Source organism: Christiangramia lutea (assembly GCF_022489035.1).
GTDB classification, from domain to species: domain Bacteria; phylum Bacteroidota; class Bacteroidia; order Flavobacteriales; family Flavobacteriaceae; genus Christiangramia; species Christiangramia lutea.
Genome location: NZ_JAKVTV010000001.1, coordinates 183343 through 200792, shown reverse-complemented (window position 1 = coordinate 200792; position 17450 = coordinate 183343). Strand labels below are relative to the sequence as shown.

The window sequence follows — 17450 nt, the reverse complement described above, 5'->3', positions numbered from 1 at the left end:
TCTATTTTGTGATTATTATCTTTTTAGAGTAAGATCTGCTACCTGAATAAACTTTAACTATATAAACTGCCGAACTCAATTTACGCTCTATTCTTAAAAAGATCTTTTCTTTATTTGGGACATCGGTGAAGGTCTTGATCTTCTGTCCTGAAATACTGTAAAGCTCCACAAAATCCAGTTTCATGAGGTCTGGATTTAGAAGGGAGATCTCATCAGAATCCTTTAGGTACTGTAATCCAAGAATAGTATCTTCTGGAAGAAGTTCTTCAATTTTGTCTTCCGGTTTTTCAACCTGGGGCTTTTTGAATACTAGTTGATATCTGTCATTAATAAAGCCTGTTTCTTCAGTTTCCGTTGTATAATCTTCCTTGGCAATATTGAAATATTCTTCAGTCTTTTTATCAAATAGATAAACATTGAATTCAGGATATATGTTTTCCAGTTTATCGATCTTGATCTTATATTCTCCCGGTTCAGAAACCTTTATGCCGAACGGTAATACCTGGTCAAGGTTGAAATTCGGAACGGCCTGAATTACAAATTCAGTCTCATCGATAAGCCAGTACATATCTTCAAGATTATTCTCGATAAGCGGCGCATCATAACCAAGGTCGAAACCGTTGGTGCTATTACCATCTGCTGTAGCAAGGATCTGCCTATGATAACCTTTTGGGGATTCAAATTTCAGCCTGATTTTAAACCTGCTGTCTTTCTTATAAACATTGGAGTTTTCCCCCTTTTTTGTAGTGAGATCCTCCTGGGAATGGAATTGAGAATCTCCCGTAGATTCTGGAACAAAGGCTCTATACTTATTCTTGTAGGTGACCGTTTGAGGGTTTGATACTCCAATTGTATTAATAAAAAAGGCTTGGCCAACAGGAATATATTTCCCGGGAGCATCTTTATTACTTCTATCGTTATTATCGTTGATACGTGAATCTATAGAAGAAGCAGAGGTAATACCACCAGACAGGTTATATACCGCATACCCACCCACATATTCTTCCAGATAATGAGAGTTTTCTGGTCCAAAATGATCCCAGTAATAAATGCTTCCGTTGAAATTTGAAAGATTTTCTTGAATAAAGAGATTAGCGTCTATAGCAGATGGATAGGGATTACCGGTAAGCAGGTTCTGATCCTGTCCAACCGAAACAGAAATATTGCCATTATTAGGTTTTCCTCTAAAGGTATAATTCTGTTTATTACTAACAGGAACATAACCCTGGGTCCCTTTCATACTATAGCCAATTCCAGGATCTATAACCTCGCTTTCGGAGATCTGTTGCCACTGGAAATAGTCATCTGCAGTGCCTTGGAAAACATACAGCCAATAGGTGCTAATTCTTTTGTTTCCGGAATAATTTCCATCTGCCCAATGAAACTGGTAATTGAAATTAATTCCTTGTGGTGTAGCGTTTGTTCCGTCCATTAGAATCTCATCGATCTTGAACCCGGAATTATTCGTAGATCCTGTTAAAGATACTGGAGGTGTCCAGTAGTTATAATTAAAACTATTTGCAGTTCCTTGCTGATCAATTTCTATATAACCTGAACTTTGCGAGGCTAGTTCACTGCCTTCAATTTGAACCAGCTGCGATTCACCATTAAGGTCTATAACCCCATCTAGTTTAAGATAATGTGTAATCGTTAAACCATTTCCACTTCCCTTTCCGCTAGTCATATTAACGTTTCCGGTCATTTCTATTTCGCCTGATTCTGAAAGTAGGCCTAGAAGGTAGATATCTTCTGAACCGGAATTGAGATCGTGATTTGTGCGTACAATATTCCAGTTTATATATTCATTATTGATCCCTTTTGCATTAGGAACATCCCAAACCGATGGCCGTAACCAAGAATTTTTTGATCTCCAGGATCCGTTTGCATTGGAAATATAGGGCAGTGGAGCCGTATTTTCCTGGCTGGTTTCGATATTGCGGAGGTAACCATTAAGTGGACTTGAAGAAATATCTGGTGTTTCACCATTATTTATTTCATCTGCCATCATTCGATAATAACCTTGCAGATTTGACCAAAGAAGATTTCCGGGTACATCCATAGGGAGGACATCTCCCTTTACTGAACCATTGTTGGAATCTACCCTTTGGTTCATCATATAACGCAGTTGTTCGTCTGTAAGCGAAGTATTCCAGATCCTAAGTTCTTCAATCCAGCCATGGAAATAGTTTTTAGGTGTATCAGGCGATCCTGAATCATACATGGCTCCAATTACTGCAGGTGCCGTAATACTTGCAGGGTTAGATGTATTTTTATTTCCAACCTGGATTCCATCTACAAAAAGAAGGACCTTCGCGTTTCTGTAGATGACAGCAATATGATACCATCTATCGGTTGAAACCTTACTTGAAGTAGAAACTGAACTGTTTCCATATCTGAAAGTCGGTGCGCCATTATTGATAATAAGATCATAACCACCAGATCCAAGAGAGGAAACATCTCGTTTAGATAGAATGGTTCTAATACCATTCACAGATTTTGGCTTTACCCAAACTTCAATACTGAAAGAACCGGAATTGAATCCGTAATTATCATCCAGTAGAACATGATCGTCCAAACCATCGAAGTCAAGAGTGCTGCATTCATTTTCGAAGGTGACAGAAAGCTCGTCATAGGTTTCACAGGTGCCGTCGGCGTGGGCTATGGTCCATCGCAAAACATAAGTATCGTTAGATCCGGTAAAGCCTGTATTAGGATCATTCGGATCGGTTAGGTTACCTCCATTACCAGAAATTATTGTCCAGGTTCCGGTTCCGGTTTCCGGCGTGTTCGCTTCAAGAATGGTAGAATTATAACCACAACTAAACGATTGATCATCCCCAGTTTCTGCCACTGTTAGCTGTTCAGGTTCTGTAATCTCTACATCTGCAATCACCTGGCATCCATTGGCATCTATTACTGTAACCGTATAATTTCCTGCAGGCAGATCTGTAGCTGTCGCGGTTGTTTGTTCTTCCGGGTCATTCCATAAATATTCATAGTAAGGATTGCCATCACCATCTGTAAATGGGGTTCCACCTGTTGCAGCTGCATTCACTTCAGCAAAACCTCCATAGCAGGCAATATCGGTAGTAATAGTTGGAACTACTGAAAGTGTTTCATCTGGTTGTTCTATGGTAACCGGATCTGTTTCAAAGGTTGTGTTCTTAGAGTCTCTTACTGTGGCAGTATAAGTTCCCGCTGGTAGATTGCTAAAAGTACCGGTAGATTGATAGCCAAATTGCGCACCAGTATCTACATTCTCCAGAAAGTAATCATATGGGAATGCCCCACCGGCAGCGGTCACATTCACGGTACCGGTTTCAGCACCATTACATAAGATCTCATTTGGCTTTGCCAGCGCAACAAGAGGTGTGTTAACCTGGGTATCACTATTATTACCGTAGCATTTTGGTTTCTGGCTATACCCACAGTCACGCTTAATATTGTTTTGAAAGGTTAAGTAGACATTTTGAACTTTGATTTCTTCACCACAACTCCAGTTATCAATTTTAAATAAACGTGCTTTATCTGGAATAGCTTCTTTACAATAATAGTTTCCTCCACCTTGTAAGGCTTCAGGGCTACCACCGAATAGTACATTTTGTTTTACATATTTTACTTCTATATACAAACTATACCTGGTTGGAGCTCCCTCAAAACTCAGGTATAAATATTTATCTACCAAAGAAGTACAGTCCAAAGGACCAATTTCATTTCCATTCTCATCACCAATATAGAAGTCGGTTACATCAATATCGTTAGACCCACAATCATTTCTGAAACAGGTTCCTATATATTGCTCGATCTGGAAGGTCTTGGAATTACCTGTACCCTCATCAGTTACCTTTAAACTGATAGTTCTAACACCCTCATCATTATAATCTACCCGAAACTCTTCCGAACCATCGGTAGTGGAAGTAGGGGCGAGGGTGGATCCTGTTCCGAAATCCCAGGAATAGGTATATGGTCCAATTCCTCCCTGGGCTGTTCCGCCATCTACGGTGTAATATGAAGTTCTGGTAGTATCAGTATCCCCTTCACAAATAGATTTAGGCGAGATAGCTGCAAATAGAACTTCTAATATTGTTACTGTTTTTTCAATGGAGCAACCTTTTGAATCTGTAATGGTTACCGTGTAATCCCCTGCCGGTAGTTCATTCGCCGTTTTTGTATTTTTTATTACCGTGGCTTCTCCGGAGGCTCTCCATTCGTAAGTGTAACCAGCTGTTCCTCCTGTAGGGTTTGCTGTTGCAGATCCGGTAGGAGTACCAAATTCAGTGGTATTGGTAGTGGTAACAGTTGCTTCTAATGGATTTTCAGGCCTTGTAATTTCGTAATTGTCATTAATAATGATCTGGCAATCTGGATTGCTGGTATCCTGGATGTAAACCGAATAAAAACCGTGCGCAAGATCTGAAAAGACGTTTGAATCCTGCCAGGAAGTTCCATCCAGACTGTACCTGTAATTTCCGGAGCCTCCTTCAGGATTGGAAACGGTTATAGTACCGTCCGTATTCTCATAACAGGTAACATTTGTCTTACTAAGATCTGCACCCATGAGCTCTGGCTGGCTTACGCTTACAGTTTTCTGCATAGCACAACCGTTAGCATCCGTTACGAAAATGGTGTAATTTCCAGCTGCAAGATCTTCGAAAGTTAGCTCTGACTGAAAAATGTCGTTATCAAGTGAAAATTGGTAAGGAGGTGTTCCTCCGCTCATATTTCCAACAGTAATACTTCCATCACTGCCATCGAAACAAGTGGCAGGGGTACTGGATGGATCGGTCATTTCCAGTGCGTCAGGTTCGGTTATGCTGAAGTCAAGAGTTTCAAAACATCCATTGGCATCGGTAACCGTAACCGAATAATCTCCCGGGGCAAGGTCGTCCTGAGTAGATCCAGATCCGGATAGTCCAGCCCATTCATACTGAAGTACTCCAACTCCTCCGGTAGCTTCAACACTTGCCTGCCCTGAATCGAAACCATTACACTCAATATCTTCAAAGGTGATTTCAGCAACAATTGGAACTATGGTAATTTCTTGCTGCACCTGACTTTCATTTCCTTTGGAATCTGTGAAGGTCCAGATGATAGTGCCTGAAGAACTAAAGGTAGTAGATCTGTCTGGCACACCAGTAATTTCACCTTCACAATTATCTATGGCTACCGGAGTTTCCACAGTGTATTCACATCCCCAGGTAATATCCTCCAGGTCGGGTAGAGCAGGCGCCTCATTATCCTCAACAATTACGGTTTGAGTTACGCTTTCAGCTACATTTCCATTTTCATCCTGAACATTCCAGGTAATAATTGTTGTCCCCACGGGGTAGGGATCATTTAGGTTTAACCCATCGTCCCTGGTTCCAATTGGTGAGCCAATATTACAATTATCGGTAGCAGTTGCTGGGGCAATACTCATACCTGCTTCACATAAACCGGTGTCGTTGGTTCCTGTAATTGTTCCTCCTGCTGTAATAACTGGAATAATATCATCCTCAACGGTTACAATTGCAGTTGATGTTTCAGAATTATTATTTGCGTCTATAATGGTAAGAGTCACGGTATTGTCTCCAACATCTGAACAATCAAATTCTGTAATATCAGTATCATAGATTAAACCTCCACATATATCAGAAGAGCCATCATTAACAGCATCTTCAGTAATACTTGCATTTCCGGAACTATCCAACTGAATGGTTATATTTTTTGTAATGACAGTAGGGGCTGTATTATCCTCGACCGTTACAATAGCGGTTGCAGAATCTGTATTTCCGTTTTCATCAATTACCGTAAGAGTAACAGTGTTTGGTCCTACATCATTACAGTCGAAATCGGTAATATTGGTATCAAAAGTCAATCCTCCACAAGCATCTGTAGACCCGTTGTTTACTGCATCTTCTGCGATACTTACATTCCCGGAATTATCCAGCTGAACCGTGATGTCTTGCGGTATGGCCACCGGGTTAATATTATCTTCAACAGTTACTGTAGCGGTTGCAGCATCTGTATTTCCATTTTCATCGGTAACGGTAAGAGTAACGGTGTTTGGTCCCACATCATTACAGTCGAAATCGGTAATATTGGTATCAAAGGTCAATCCTCCGCAGGCATCTGTTGAACCGTTGTTTACTGCATCCTCGGCGATACTTACATTCCCTGAATTATCCAGTTGAACCACGATATCTTGCGTTATAGCCACCGGGTTAATATTATCTTCAACGGTTACAGTGGCTGTAGCGGTATCTGTATTTCCATTTTCATCGGTAACGGTAAGAGTAACGGTGTTTGGTCCTACATCGTTACAGTCGAAATCGGTAATATTGGTATCAAAAGTCAATCCTCCACAAGCATCTGTAGACCCGTTGTTTACTGCATCTTCTGCGATACTTACATTCCCTGAATTATCGAGTTGAACCGTGATGTCTTGCGTTATGGCTACAGGATTCACGTTATCCTCAACGGTTACAGTGGCTGTAGCGGTATCTGTATTATTATTTACATCGGTTACGGTTAGAATGACATTATTAGCACCCACATCGTTACAAGAAAAATCACTAATATTCAGGCTTAGAAAATCTATAGCACAATTATCTGTTGAACCGTTATCAATGTCAGATGGAGCTATAGAGGCCAGTCCCGAATTATCCAGCTGGATAGTAAGGTTTCGAGCAACCGCTGTCGGTGAAATATTATCATCGTAGTTAAGAGTGATCGTTTTTTGAGCAGTCGACGAAGAAGCATCGGTCACGGTAATTGTATATGTTCCTACAATAAGATTGTTAATGTCCTGAGTCGTAACAGAATTTACGTTAGGCCCACTCCATGAATAGGAGTAAGGGGTGGTTCCTCCGGAAACAGAGATGTCTATAGAACCATCTGAAGCGTCTGAACAGGTTGGATCTTCAGAAATAAAGGTAATTTCCTGAGCATATATGTCAGTCCCAGTCCAAAGAAAGGAAGTTAGTATTATTATAAAAAACGCCTTAACATATTGGATTCGGGGTCCAAAAGTAGAGTTTTGCATAGGCACCGATCTAGATTTTCATCGGTAAAAATACACATAAAATCGATAAACGGTGCAAAAAATGCTGAAAAATTACTATTTAACTGACTTCTATTCAATAAAATAGCTATTCCGATAAGAAATTTTAGTCTCTAGAAAGCAGCAAATGAATCCTATTTTACAATGATCTTCTTATTGCTTATTCCATTTTCTGAGAATACTTTAACAATATAAATACCCGACCGTACTGGACGCATACCTAGTCTAATCTCTTTCTCGGTAGGCAATTCATCATATTCCTGGATCAGTTTTCCACCTATGTCGAAGATCATAACTCTTTCAACCTCGAGAAGATCAAAATTGCTGATCATTACCTGTTTGCTAAATGTACTATAGCTTATTCCTACAAGGCCGTCAATTACAGGAAGGTCTGGATTTAGAATATCATCCGGATCCAGATCGTCTATTGGATCTTCAGCCTGTTCCTTGAAGAAAATAAGTTCAAACCTGTCTACAATTTCGCCTGCGTCTTCAGTGTTACCTAAATAGTCTTCTTTTAGAATGTCGTGTATAGAATCTGAAATCTTATCTTTTAAATACAATTCTTTTCCCTCTGGCCAGTTTTCGGTTTCATCAATTTTTATTTTGAATTCTCCTCCGGCATTGGTCTTGATGGCTAATGGTAGTATCTGATCCTTTTCAAAATCAGGAACTCCCTGGATAACGAAACCGTGATCGCCAAACCACCAGTACATATCCTCCATATTATTCTCAATAAGTGGTGCATCATAGCCAATATCGAAGCCATTAGATGTATTCTCATCCCTGGTTACCAGGATCTGACGGTGATATCCTTTCGGAGATTCAAATTTTACGCGGATCTTCATCCTGTCATCCTCACCAGTTTTATTGATTTGACCTTTTACGATCTCGTCTTCCTGTTGTAGAAATTCTGATGTTGCTTCAGTTTCCATAACAAAAGCTCTTTGTGTATTCTTGAAAATGATTTCACCACCAAAGGTTTGGGATCCAACGGGAGCACTATTTAAAAAGAAGCCCTGTGCCACTGGTATGTATTGTTTTGGTAGCTTGTTTAACGGGTTAGCTCCAGCGCTAATTCTCCAGTCATTGGCAATAGCAGGTGCATTTCCTGCTAAAGTATATGTGGCATAGCCACCAATATAATCTTCAAGAATATGGGTACTTCCAGAGAAATGATCCCAATAATATAGCGTACCATTGAAAACATTTTCACCATTTTCATTGTTTCCAGACCCGGTTCCAACATTTACCAGATTCTCCTTTAAGAAGGTAATTGCATCAATTGCTGATGGATATGGATTCCCTACTAAGAAATTTTGATTATTCTGAAGGTATAATTCTGTGGTAGGAATATTACCATTATTAGGTTTTCCCTGGAAGGTATATTTCTGATGCATTGCATTTGGTGCTACCGTTCCATCTGTACCTTTCATTGAATAACCGGCTCCTACAATTTCCGGGTAATCTGATCCTAGGAATAACCAATCACCATAAATATCGGCATCACCACCCCTGAAATCCCAGATCCATTCATTACTTATGGTAATAGGTGAAGTTTTAGGTTTATCAGCTACGAAATATCCATTTTGGAAATTCACTTTATCAGGATCCTTTTCTTTATCCCCATCATATAAAACTTCATTCAGTTTAAACCCGGAGTTATTATTTGCACCCTGATTGGTGAAAGGACTAGTCCAGTAGTTGTAATTATAACTACTCATCCTACCTTTTTGATTTGCCTGAGCCCAACCACCACTGGAATTATCCAGTAAACTTCCGTGATCCTGCAATAATTGGGATTCTCCCTCGAGATCCATATTGCCATCCAGTAAAAGATAATGCGAGATCCTGATAAAATGGTCTGGAATTATACTCAATTCCTTTCCAGCCGTTTCAGAAAGCAGTCCCAGCATGGTGATATCTTTGTCGCCAGAGGTAATATTATGATTTACACGGGCAATATTCCATTCTATTGCAGTTCCGTCATAAGTACTATTCGGGTAATCCCATACTGTTGGACGTGCCCACGTATTTTTGTTAGCCCAGGTAGCATCTGCTCCTGAGCAATATGGCGTAGGGGAAGTGTTTTCCTGGTTGGTTGTAATATTCACTAGCCTTCCCGGAACTGCGTTTATCGAATGATCTGGAGTATAACCACCAAGAGGTTTTAAGTTATCAGCAAAGGTTGCGCATTCGGTTAAACCTGCCGGATCTGGATCATCAGAGACCAGCCTATAGTAACCTGCAAGGTCACCCCAGGTTTGATTGTAGAATTGGTCTCCGTCCTGGTCCAGGTTATGAGTGCCATCTGTATAATAACTGCTTATACCATCTTGCATTTCCAAATTAGGCACCACTTCCCCTTCAATTAAAGAACCAGCTGTTGCCGCATCGTTTAGTTTAATACGTTGATTCATCATAAAGCGTAACTCCTTAAGGTCTGGTGGATTATTTCCGTTCCAGATCCTTAATTCGTCGATCCATCCTGAAAAATGATTTGAAGTGGTCTTGGTATTTGCGTTATACCTGGCTCCAATACTTGTATTATTTATGCCTGATCCATTGGTGCTTATTGAGCCAGAGGGAATGCCGTCCACCCAAAGTTGTCCATTATTTGCAACTGCAATATGATACCATCTATCATTTTTAGTGATTTTCGAGGCAAGGTTGTCCATGCTAATTTCAAATCCTGAACTACTGAAAATAACTCCTGTATTAGCATCGGTAGTTCCTCCACCATCAATAGGCCTGTCAAACGGTCTTATCCATGCCTCGATGAAATAATTACCATTATAATTATTGCCCAGATCTATATAATCGTCATCTCCATCAAAATCCAGAGTAGTACAATCTATCAACGTAACATTATTTGGATTCTCAATTGGAGGACAACCAGAGTTGTCGATCAAATTATCATTTTCATCTACCGCAGTAGGGGTAAGGATCCACTTAAAATTATATTCTCCTAAGCTTTCTGCAGTAAAAATAGCCTGAGGATCTTCCATGGGATCCAAAGTGCTATCTGGATCAAGATTGGTCATTTCGAAGCCTGTGGTAACAACATTTCCATCAAGGTCTTCTACCTGCCAGCTACCTACATAGCCATCAAGGGTAGGATATTCGGTGATTGTGGTTGCCTGGAAATCTGCAGTCACTGTAGCGTTTAGAGAAACTGTTAGGCTACCACAAGCTCCTACTTCAGCTGTAACTTCGGTTGTATACCTGTCAAACGCCCAAACTCTTATAGTTTCAAAATTATCAATACTCTGGCATTGATCTCCGTTACTATCGAGGATGATTCTGGTTTGAACTTCAAAATCGTTCCAGCCAATTTTTCTTGGTTCAAAGGTGACTGTTCCTTGATTCACTTCCCCAATGGGCTCAAGGTAGTTTTCCGGGTCGTTCAGGTCATCATCATAATACCATTGTAATAAGATGTCCTGCGGACCTTCAGGAACTTCGATGTTGTCTACTGCCCAAACATCTCCATCAATGGTTCCTACATAATTGAATCTAATTCTAAGATTGGACATTCCAAGGAAGTCACCGAGGTCAACTACCATTTTGTTCAACGGTCTGGTGGCGGGTGTGCCATCTCCAAAATTATCATAATTGCCACTTGTAGCGGTTCCAATAGTATCAAACACCACATGATCATAGGTTCCACCTCCATTAGTAGAAATTTCAACCTGTATCCTAGCACCTTCAGTAAGGTTGTACGCCTGGTCCCAGGTTAGAATAGCTTCATCCAGGCCACCAAGCGAGAATACCGGGGTTTCCATAAGGGAACTGTTATCACCGGTAACCAGGGCAAATCCTTTATTTCCTGCATTTGTTGAGAAAGTTCTGAAGTTAACCCTATATCCATTAGTTGGAGATTGATCAGCTATTGGAAATAGGTGAGCGGTATAAACTTTTTCATTAGGATTCGGATTATTGCCATGAGGGTTCATTCTCAACCAGTGATCTGCCCTACCATTATTAGCTGCTGAATCAAAATCATTTTTACTTCCATCAGGATTTGTGAAATCCCAACCATGATTTTTTATACCGGCGTTATCAAAAGCTCCGCCATCGAATTTTCCGCCTTCTGCGCTATATCCGGTTTCTGAACTAAGGGTTATCTGGTCGCCAATACAAATCACATCTTTATCAACTTCTACCGGAGCAGGTTTAATATCTGCCACGATTACACTTACGATGGCAGTTTCTGAATAAATACCACTATCACAAGAATTGTTAGCAATGAGTGCCCTGAAAGCGGTAGATTCATCGGTAATCACGCTTTCAATTTCTTCAGGTGTAAGATAAGCTGTAGTGCCGTTAATTGTTTGCCAAGAGGTGTCTGAAGCACCTCGATATTCCCAGCGAATAATCTCACCAGTATATCCACTAAGATTTAGCCTGCTGGCAAATCCAGGAACCGGGTTTTGACAGGTAAGGAATAATCTGTCGTTGTTTTTGGCCCAAAGGGCTTTTCCACCTTCAGGTAACTGGTCTACAGTTATAGTGGTTTCGGCAGTGACTTCATCGCAAACACCATTTTTAACTGTAACCCTATATGAAGTGGATTCAGTTAAACCAGAGAAGGTCCTGGTGTCGTTTAGATCAACATCTTCTGTTTCTACCCAAATTCCTCCGGTAGTTGAGTTGTTATATTCCCATTTGGTTATAGCTCCGGTTCTGCTTTCTAAAGTGATACTTACCTCCCCCTCTGAGATACAAACTCTGTCTGAATCTGGTGTAAGTAGCCCGGCGACTGAAGTATCATCAACATTTATGGTAATATTATAAGTATTTGTACAGCCATTTATCTCTCCGATAATGGTGTAAATGTTTTCTCCAATTTCGGTAGGAGTAATATCATAACTGGAATCAGTGCCCGAGTATAATTCCATTTCTCCCTGCATCCAGGTATAGCTGTCTGCACCTGATGCATTCAGGGTAACAGTGCTACCCAGGCAGATAGTGCTCGCATCTCCCGAAATTTGAACATCCACATTAGGCAATGGCTTAATATTTATATCTACCGCAGTTCTGTCACTTTCACAACCGGTAGAAGAAAACGTCTGACTTACATAATAAGTGGTATTCCCAACACTGGAAGTTTCAGGCACAGGTGCTGAACCTAAGGCTGTATCAGAATCTATCGAATCGTACCAGTTTAAAGTAGCTCCATCAGCAGGCGTAACCGAAAGTGCTTCTGTTACCTCTTCATCCTTGCAGAATTCAAATTCCAGGGTAGTATCTGAAACAGGATCTGGAGTATCCAGAATGGTGATGGTCATCATTTCAGAATAATCACTTTCACAACCATTTGCCCTGGTTTGAGTAGCATAATATTCAAATACAGCTGGTGAATCGGTGTCAATTTCAATATTATCACCAATATAGGAGTACTCTGATGTTGAAGAATCATAGGTATACCACTTGATCTCGTTACCTGCTTCTCCATCAGCTGTAAGATTTCCGGCATCCTCATTTAAACAGTATTGATTACTGGTTACTGTGGGAGGTTCTGGTCTGGGTTCCACCCTAAAAGTGAAAGTTTTTGAAGTCGCTTCCGGACAGGTGAAATAATCAGGGCCGTCTACAGAAACCCAGTAAACCCCGGAATCACCATCATCTCCGGGTTGTGGGTCTATTATAGTAAGCGTTCCAGTGTATTCTCCATTCGTACCTGAAGGGCCTGAAACATCTATATCTATTTTACCAGGGATTTCCGTAACAATCTCACCATCCTTAATCCAATCGAAGGTTAGTGGGGCACCATTGGCATACCCCATAAATACAAAAGTTATTTCCTCTTCCTCATCTTCACAAATTGTAATATCTTCTGTAGGTTCAGTAATTACGATATCTTCGTCTACATTCAGGGTAACCGTTTCCGATGTAGCTTCAGTACAGGCGTCATCCCCAGAAACTACTACATAATATTCTGCTGCATCTACTGACGTTGCGTTTGAGAAATATAAAACGGCTTCATCTTCTCCAGGGATCGCCTCTGGAGTTCCTCCCACAATTTTATACCATTGGTAATTAAGATCATCCCCGGTTGCGATCACCTCAAATTCTGCCGGACTGTTTGAGCAGGTGCCCGTATTTACCGGATTTGTTGTAATCACAGGGGTTTCTTTTATAATAATATCGGCCGTTGAAATTACCTCTTCGCAGCCGGAAGCAGATTCTATGGTGTAAGTTATAGTATGAGGGCCTGGCGAACTCGAAGTTGCATCTATATTTCCATCAGAGTCTATAGCCAATCCATTAGTTCCAGAAAATGTACCGTTTTCCCAGTTTCCAGCTTCTCCATTAATTGTTACTCCAACAGTTTCTGTAGAGCAAATGGTTTCTGGATAGGAGATAATTACCTGCGGACTTTGAGTTATTACTACTTCAGTTTGTAATATAACCTCACCGCATCCTGTTCCATCGGGATCTGCTGCTATGGTGTAGAAAACATCATAGGTTCCAGGGCTGCTGGTTTTGGCGTAAATGATTCCGTTAACAGGATCTAACTCAAGTCCTCCTGGTTCGGAAGAAGAAAATACACCATTTTCATAATCACCAACCCCATTAGTAAATATAGGGTTTTGAAGGTTCTCATCTGATGTGCAGAATGGATCTTCATAGGATAGTTCTGCGTAAGGTACTGCATTTATAGTTACTTCAGCAGTTGCTATAGCCGGTTCACAGATGTCTGGACCGGTATAAGTAATAGTATATTCACCTGGTGTGCTAGACCCAGGAGTGATCGCTCCCGAACTCGGGCTTATGGTAAGACCATTCGGAGTTGCTGAAAAAGTTCCGCCCTGATAGTCTCCAGTACCATCCAGGGTAACATTTACACTACCAGTTATCGAAGTACAAATACTTCCCGGATATACTATGGTGGCTGTTGGGTCTGGTATTACGGTTATAGTTCCTCCTGAGCTAACCTGCTCACATCCACCTGTGGTAACCACTTCGTAAATAAATTCACCATCTTCAGATGGAGAACCTGAGATTGTATATACCCCGTTGTTAAAGTTCCCGGTTAAGCCTGCTGGTAAGCCGGTTACGTTAGCTCCGGTAGCAGGTTCAGAAATGTTGAACTGAATATTGTCGATTGCTGCATTGATACAAACTTCCTGGTCCACATTGACCGGAGTATCTATAGTTGGGTCTGGTTTTACTGTAATTGTTCCCGTTTGTGAAGTGGAATTACAATTTCCAATGGTGGTCACTGTATAATCGAAAGTTCCCGCTTCTGTTGCGGTTCCGTTAATGGTATAAGTTCCGGAAGCGAAAACACCGGAAAGCCCGGCTGGAAGTCCTGAAACGCTTGCATCTGTGACCGATTCATTCGTTGTAAACAGAATATTCTCAATGGCTGTATTAATACAAATTTCCTGAACTTTGTTGGCAGGATCACTGATCGTATGATCTGGAGAAACCGTAATAGTTCCACTTTGTGAAGTTTGTTGACCTGTACAATTACCTGTAGTATTCACCGTATAATTAAAGACGCCTGCTTCCGTAGGGGTGCCTGAAACAGTGAAAATTCCGGCATTGAAAGATCCGTTTACTCCTGCGGGTAGCCCAGAAACAGTAGCTCCGGTCCCGGCATCGGTGATATTGAAGTCTATGTTAGTTATTGAATTATCGACACAGACGGATTGATTTTTATTGGATGGGTTTGAAATCGTGGCATTTTTTACCACTGTTAACACCATAGAATCAGTTTTGGGTCCACATGGTCCACTTGGGTCTATTGAAGTTATGGTTATGGTTACCGTTCCTCCGTTGTTTCTAATGGAATTAGGCAGAGAATAAGTTCCGGTTAGGTTATTACCACCATTTGAAAATGATCCTCCAGAAACACTAGCACTCCAGCTCCAATCTTTAGATTTTGTAATTACTCCACCAATTTGCCCGGCTAAATTGACTTGATTGGTTCCAATACAAACATTTTGATCTGGTCCTGCATCCACTAAAACAACGGTACCAGTGCTAACGCTTTCAGTAAGAGTAGCAGAGTTACCGCAATTATTAACAGCGGTAACTGAAATATTTCCACTTTGAGCATTGGTCCCTGCTTTAAGAGTGATTAAATTACCGTTTTGGGAAACAACAGTCCATCCAGATGGATAAGTCCAATTATAAGACCTAGCACCGGGAATTGGATTTACTTTATAAACAACCTCTGTTACCGGGCAAATTGCAGTGCTATTATGAGCTGGATTCGTAGTGTCGAAAGCGGGGGTAATACCGGTTATCGAATTATCTACCTGAACAGTAATTTCATTACTTTCAGCTGTATTTAAAGCAAGACATTCCTCATCAGAAGTCATTAAGACCTTTACAGTTTGGCCATCAGTTAAACCTGCGGTGTTAAATGAAGCTCCTCCAGATCCTACTGGACTCCCATCTACATACCATTGATAGGATGGGTTTGACCCTCCATAAACTGGAGTGGCATTGAAAGTTATGTTAGATCCGGAACAAATAATATTATCTGCATCGTTGGAAACTATGGTAATTTCAGGAGTTAAATTTGGGTTAACAATAGTAACAACTTCATTACTTGTTGCGGTAGCTGTTGCCAAGCAGGTTTCACTGGATGTAATTACCAGTGATACGACCTGGCCATCTGTAAGATTTGATGTAGAGAAGGTGTCACTATTACCTCCTACATTGGCACCATCCAGTTTCCATTGATATGTTGGATTCGTTCCTTGGTTTTCTATAAAATCTATACTGAAATCTACAGTGTCTCCTGTACAAATATCACTGTCACTGGCTGTGATTGTTACACTCGGAGTCAAATTAGGATTTACGGTAAACGCAATTGTGTTACTGGTTACCGTTGACTGAGTTACACAGGTTTCATCAGAAGTTAGAATAACGGTAACCGTATCGCCATCGGATAATGAACTGGTAGTAAAGGATGAATTGTTCGTGCCCGCGTTTGCACCGTTGATTTGCCATTGATACGAAGGAGAACTTCCTCCATTCGTGGCATTGGCCGTAAAAGTAACCTCAGTACCAGCACATATAGTACTATCAGCATCAGATGAGGTAATGCTAACCGAAGGCTCCAGGTTTTCGTTGATCGAAATAGAACCGTTAAGAGTATTGGAATCTCCACAGGTTCCGGTGGCGGTAATGCTGTAATTATGGGTTCCTGTAACTGAACTCGATCCGGAAATAGTAAAAACTCCGCCAGAGAAATTTCCTGAAATTCCAGCAGGTAGGCCGGTAACATTAGCTCCTGTTCCGGTTTCACCAATATTATAGTTTATAGCCTGAATAGCTTCATCCTGACAAACTTCCTGCACATTATTAGAGGAAGAGAGACTGATCGTTGCATTGTTCAGTACTGTGATGGAGCCAGTTTCAGCAACAGATTCACAAGATCCACTGGTGGTGACGGTATAGTTAAAGGTTCCAGTTGTAGAAGGAGAACCGCTTATGGTGAAATTTCCACTGCTATAATTTCCGCTAACTCCCGGAGGAAGCCCTACAACGCTAGCTCCATTTCCACTACCTCCAATATTAAAAACAATTGGATCTATTGGTGTACTGATGCAAACATTAGCCTGGTCTTTATTTCCAGGAGTATTGATACTTGCATTATCAGTTATCGTTATATTGGCTGTATTTTCGGCAGTTGCTGATGTAACACAAGTTAGGCTACTGCTTAGAACTACCCGAATACTATTGGCTCCAACTGGCAGACCGGAAGTTGAAAATGTGTTCGACGAAGAAGTTTGTGCAGCGGTAGCATTGCCATTGACAAACCAGGAATAGGTAGGATTAGAACCTGCATTAGTATTAGCCGCAGTAAAAGTTACATTCTCACCTACACATTTAGTAGAAGGAGAGGAGCTTATATTTACGGTTGGAGTTTTAAGTGAATTAATAGTCATCGTAATCTGACTGCTGCTCCTAGAACAACTGGCATCATCTGAAGAAGTGACGATTACTCTAATTTTATCCCCGTTGCTTAAGCTGGAAGGCGTAAAAGTATTTGAAGAACTGGCACTTCCCTGGTTTGCACTGTTAATTTGCCATTGGTAAGATAAAGTTCCTGTTCCGCCACTAGAGGTTGCCGTAAAAGTAACTTCAGTCCCATCACAAACATTATTCCCTGGGTTAGCTGAAATAGGGACAGACGTAGGACAAGCTTGCCCCCATACTAGTGCAGGGAGGAAAAATAAGAACCATAAAAATTTCCCATGTAATTTTTGAACCATAGTTATCAAGGTTTAATTACAATAAATAGTAAAGTAGGGATATGATAAAAGGGGTAAAAAACGCTGTGGGGCAGCAATAAAAACACTTCGCAAACTGCTGGGGGTAAGCGAAATAGTAAATAAAATTAACTGAAATTATTTAAATTATCCTAAATTTTCGCTAAAAA

General features: G+C 40.8%; 2 protein-coding genes. Both read right to left on the bottom strand.

Translation table 11 applies throughout. From position 1 onward, the window contains the following. Position 1: 1 nt before the first annotated feature. On the bottom strand, positions 2–7024 hold the full coding sequence (locus tag ML462_RS00925; RefSeq protein WP_240711853.1) for a LamG-like jellyroll fold domain-containing protein: 7023 nt from the start codon (positions 7022–7024) through the stop codon (positions 2–4). A gap of 152 nt (positions 7025–7176) precedes the next feature. Continuing rightward, on the bottom strand, positions 7177–17283 hold the full coding sequence (locus tag ML462_RS00920; RefSeq protein ID WP_240711852.1) for an Ig-like domain-containing protein: 10107 nt from the start codon (positions 17281–17283) through the stop codon (positions 7177–7179). Positions 17284–17450 lie beyond the last annotated feature (167 nt).

Bases quoted from the DNA above. Each gene is read 5' to 3' on its own strand.
- ML462_RS00925 (WP_240711853.1), bottom strand. From the start codon at position 7,024: ATGCAAAACTCTACTTTTGGACCCCGAATCCAATATGTTAAGGCGTTT.
- ML462_RS00920 (WP_240711852.1), bottom strand. From the start codon at position 17,283: ATGGTTCAAAAATTACATGGGAAATTTTTATGGTTCTTATTTTTCCTC.